Genomic DNA, 4,077 nt, shown 5'->3' on the forward strand with positions numbered 1-4,077 from the left:
GCGGTTAACCTATCGCGATGTATTGTTAGAAACAGTGTCGTTCTTGATTTCTGTTCCCTGAGATGACAAGATGAGAATGCCCGCACCTTGGCTGGCGTCATTATCGGAAATCACGCAGCTTTTAACCTGAATATTCGTGCAACAGTCAATACACATCCCGCCGCCTCCGGCGGCCGCTATGTTGCCGGCAATAACGTTGCCGCCCCAGGCTGCGCCGCCATTGATGGCATTTGTGCCAATGAAATTGCCGTCCGTACCGCCAGAACACATGAAGAGATATATCCCAGCTCCCATTTCAGCAGTGTTTTCAAGGTTTGGTGAGACAGTCATGAGGCTCGACCGGCCAATGAGGTTATTGCAGATCGAAGGCCTGCCATTGGAGCAGTAGATTGCCCCCCCCTTGAAAGCCGCGGTATTGGAATACAGCGTGTTGTTGTAGATGCTGATGGTTGTATCTGTGGCGTAGATCCCGCCGCCAGTGGTTGCAGAGTTGCCGTGGATTACGTTCCCTATGACTTCGGGATAGACAAGGCCGGTTCCTTCAACATAGATTCCCCCGCCTAGTGTTCCAGAGTTCGATAGGATTATGTTGTTTGTTATCGACACGGAGGAACCTATACAGCCGACTGCTCCTCCTTTCCTGCCAGATCCACCTTGTATCGTGAACTTATCAAGTGAAGAATTAAGGCTGCCGTAGAATGAGCACGTTGACTTGCCTGTAGATCCCGAACCATCTATGATTGTCGTATAGTTACGATCACCATCTGAAAATACCTCAGTCCCAGAACCTTCATCCCAACCTTGATAACCCCCAAGGATGTTCAGGGATTTGCCCGAGACGAGTAGGCTTTCAGAGTACGTCCCCTGGGCAACTCGTATCGTTTCTCCGCCCTTGGATGCTCCGACGGCCTGCTGGATAGTCTTGAAGGGAGCCGCGATGAGTCCAGTCTCGGACTGAGCGGTAGATCGCATGTCCACATAAACATCGCTGACAGGGTTGCCAATGGTGGGATCAGATCCTCGTTGGTACTCCTCAGAGTTGGATAAGCCATCGGAGTCCGGGTCGGCACCCGGAAGGGCATCATTGCCTGTTAGGCTGTAATGGGAAAGCCAATCAATTGGAAGGCCACCGGATGATGTACTGCTTTTCTGTCCCGCCTCCACAGCACCCATGTCAACCGCAACACCAACTTTGCGGCTATTTCCCAGTATGTCCATCTGCCCGCTGCTGACAAATGTGAACGGATTTCCCGAATCGATGCATGGCGAGTAGCTCTCCAAACCAAACGAACCGTCGGTCTTCAAGTATGGGAAGCTGTTGATATTGTGAGCGAATGTGCCGCCGACTGCATCCTTGAAGCATGAATAGGTGATGCTCGCGTTATTGTAATCCAATCCGTTTCCCCATAAGATGGAATTGCTCACTAAACTACCGCCAACAGCACTTAATGCAAGGCCCGCGTTGTTCACAATAGTGCAATTACTGATTATTATCTGAAGACCAGAACGATACGCCCCCGGAGGAAGCACATTAAGTGCAGAGCCATTTGGAAAACTATTCGAATCCACCGGAAGATTGTTGGAGAAAACGCAGCCCTCAATCTGGAGAATAAAAAGATTTTGATTGCTCAACGAGGGTAAGCTATGAGTATCCCGATGCCTGCTATTGCGGAATTTGACTCGAAGGAGTTGCAGGATATTATGGGTGCTTCAATATCTAACAATCTTGACTCAATACAAAGGCCCGCTCCGAGCTGGGAAATATTGTATGTAATTTCATTCCCGAGAATTGTTGGTCCGGCATCCCTGATGAAAATAGCTCCGCCCATAGGGGCGGTGTTGTATTCAACGCGATTATGCGATGCGCGCGTTGTAACACCAGTCTGCTGAAAAAGTAGTCCTCCTCCATTCATGTTCGCAGAGTTGTGAACTATAGTGTTGTTAATGATAGAGGGCGACGAGCCCCCGGATGAATAAACGCCGCCTCCGTCGCTGGAGGAATTATAAGATATGACATTATCCTGTATCCAAGGGGTTGAACCAGCCCCTACGCAGGAGATTCCTCCCCCATACACAAGAGCGCCACCTGAGCCTGTGTCCGAGACGTTCTGGGTTACTACGTTATCAACTATGATTGCCGAGGAATCATATATTGAAATTGCCCCACCTACGACAGGATATGCTGATTCGTTTCGGACCGTGTTGCCGAAGATGCTGCAGTTGGAAATGGTCGGCGATGAAAGACGGCAATAGATGGCTGAACCCCTGTCCGTAATGGAATCGGCTCCCACGGTGTTGACAACGTAACCTCCGGTTATGGAGAATCCGTCAAGGAGCGTGTTTGGACTTTCCCCTGTCGTATTGAAATAGAACCCCCTGTGAGGTCCGCTCTGGCTGCCGCCGCAGTTGATCGTGCAATTTGAGGGATCGCCCGATGGGTAGGATGCCAGTATGATTTCCTTGCCGAGGAGTGAGATGTCCCGGTTGCCCGAACCGGAATACGCGGTGCCGCTGTCTTGAACAAGCACTAAGTCCCCGTCGACTGTAGTTTGCGCATCAATGCAGGCCTGGATTGTAGTGAAATCACCTTGCCCGCTGTTATCCACAATCCACGTGTTTGCGCCGATCGTGAAGTGGCCATCGCGCTGGACGAAATCCATATTCCTCCCGTCCTCATCCTTCATAAATGAGGAATCCGGGTCTTGGTCTATCACGATCCTATATGGGGAGACGGACGCCGTTGAAGAGTAGTCGTAGCTGACAGTTACAATGTGCTGTTGGGTAGAGAGGTCTTGTGCTGTAGCGAACTCGAAGGTGAAATAAGTGGGAGTTGCGTAATCTGCAGTGCCACCCGTGGCAAACTGTGGCACCACTGCATAGCCTAAGAAGTTGCCGCTGGCGATAGAGAACCAATCTGGAACCCTATCGTTCTGATCCTTATCAATGAACTTCAGTCGGATCTGAAGCGTCTTCACGTTTCTGGTGAAGCCTTCTGCCCAGATCTGTACCTGGATGGTCCCACTTGGCGGTTGCACAAACCTGGAGTTCGCCCTATTGAGTTCAAAGGGCCCTTTCACGATGAATTCGGCCGAGGCTGCAAAACGGGCAAAAATGGAGAGGATTGAGAATGCGATGAAAGCATTTTTCATCATGATGTTGCCTCCTGTCGACCTTCATAACGGGCTCTGGTGGGTTCGGAAGGGGTGAACGAATCCGGGCAACCTGAGCATCCCCAGTGTTCGGCTGAGGTCGCCACGCCCAGTCTCCGTTGGAGGGATGAGCAAATTCCGTGCCAAATGATTCAGAATCCTTCAATAAAAGTCCTCTACTCATCATAACTCATTGCGGCACAGAAGGTTACAGCAGGCAACAATAGGCGCCATCTAATATGGACACCCCCTCGCGGTTCACACCAGCGTGTAAAAAAGTGAACATGATTTCGCGAAAAAACCGCCTGTTAGTGTTGCTAAGGTAATGCAGCACAATTGGTTATGTCGCATGTTGCGATTCTTCGACATGCGTTGACGAAAAGCAACACACTCCCCGGTCCACGTACGATAACGTTCAGGCTCCTCCGGCAGTACCCCGCAACTTCCACATCTGGAACCTCCTCTCTCCTCCGCCTTTCTTTTCCCTTCTTCATGCTTGACCACGACCCTCCTCTCCTGATATAATCACCATAGACGATTTGCTTTCTTGCCCGGCCTGATCCCCCGGGCTCAACCGAACAGAAAACGCGCAGTGGTGCACCGCCCACTGCGCGTTTTTTTGTTCGCCTGACTCTGAGGCCGCAGGATGGCAGACGACACGATCAACGACGCCCTTGAGCAGAACGCCACCGGCCCACGCCGAGCGTCGGGCGATGGCGGCTCCGTCGAGCAGCACCCGCTGCCCGACCAGATCGACGCCGCGATGTTCGCGGCGTCGCGGGGCGCTATCCGCAAGAAGGGGCTCGGCGTGAAGCTCCTGAAGATTTCACCGGGAGGCAGCGTCTGATGTCACGCCGGCACAAGCGATCTCGGCAGCGCGCTGCGCGAAGGGCCGAACACACAAGCGCACAGGCGCACGCGCGCACGA

Annotated in this window: 3 protein-coding genes; 1 reads left to right on the plus strand and 2 read right to left on the minus strand. The window is 52.2% G+C overall.

The features are described from left to right. Positions 1 to 9: 9 nt before the first annotated feature. Positions 10 to 1,569 carry a DUF1565 domain-containing protein gene (locus VM163_14275; protein HUT05044.1) on the minus strand — a complete coding sequence of 520 codons (1,560 nt, stop codon included), beginning with the start codon at positions 1,567 to 1,569 and terminating at the stop codon, positions 10 to 12. 59 nt (positions 1,570 to 1,628) lie between these two features. Then, the gene (locus VM163_14280) at positions 1,629 to 3,152 is read right to left on the minus strand and encodes a hypothetical protein (protein HUT05045.1); all 1,524 of its coding nucleotides are present in this window, start codon (positions 3,150 to 3,152) and stop codon (positions 1,629 to 1,631) included. A gap of 643 nt (positions 3,153 to 3,795) precedes the next feature. Here VM163_14280 and VM163_14285 point away from each other — a divergent pair. After that, a complete protein-coding gene (locus VM163_14285; GenBank protein ID HUT05046.1) occupies positions 3,796 to 3,996 on the plus strand; it encodes a hypothetical protein in 201 nt (66 codons plus the stop codon). Positions 3,997 to 4,077: the final 81 nt, after the last annotated feature.

The organism is bacterium (assembly GCA_035527515.1).
In the GTDB taxonomy this organism is placed as follows: Bacteria; B130-G9; B130-G9; order B130-G9; family B130-G9; genus B130-G9.

Excerpts from the sequence above, each read along its gene's own strand:
- VM163_14285 (HUT05046.1), top strand. The coding sequence starts at position 3,796 with ATGGCAGACGACACGATCAACGACGCCCTTGAGCAGAACGCCACCGGC.
- VM163_14280 (HUT05045.1), bottom strand. The coding sequence starts at position 3,152 with ATGATGAAAAATGCTTTCATCGCATTCTCAATCCTCTCCATTTTTGCC.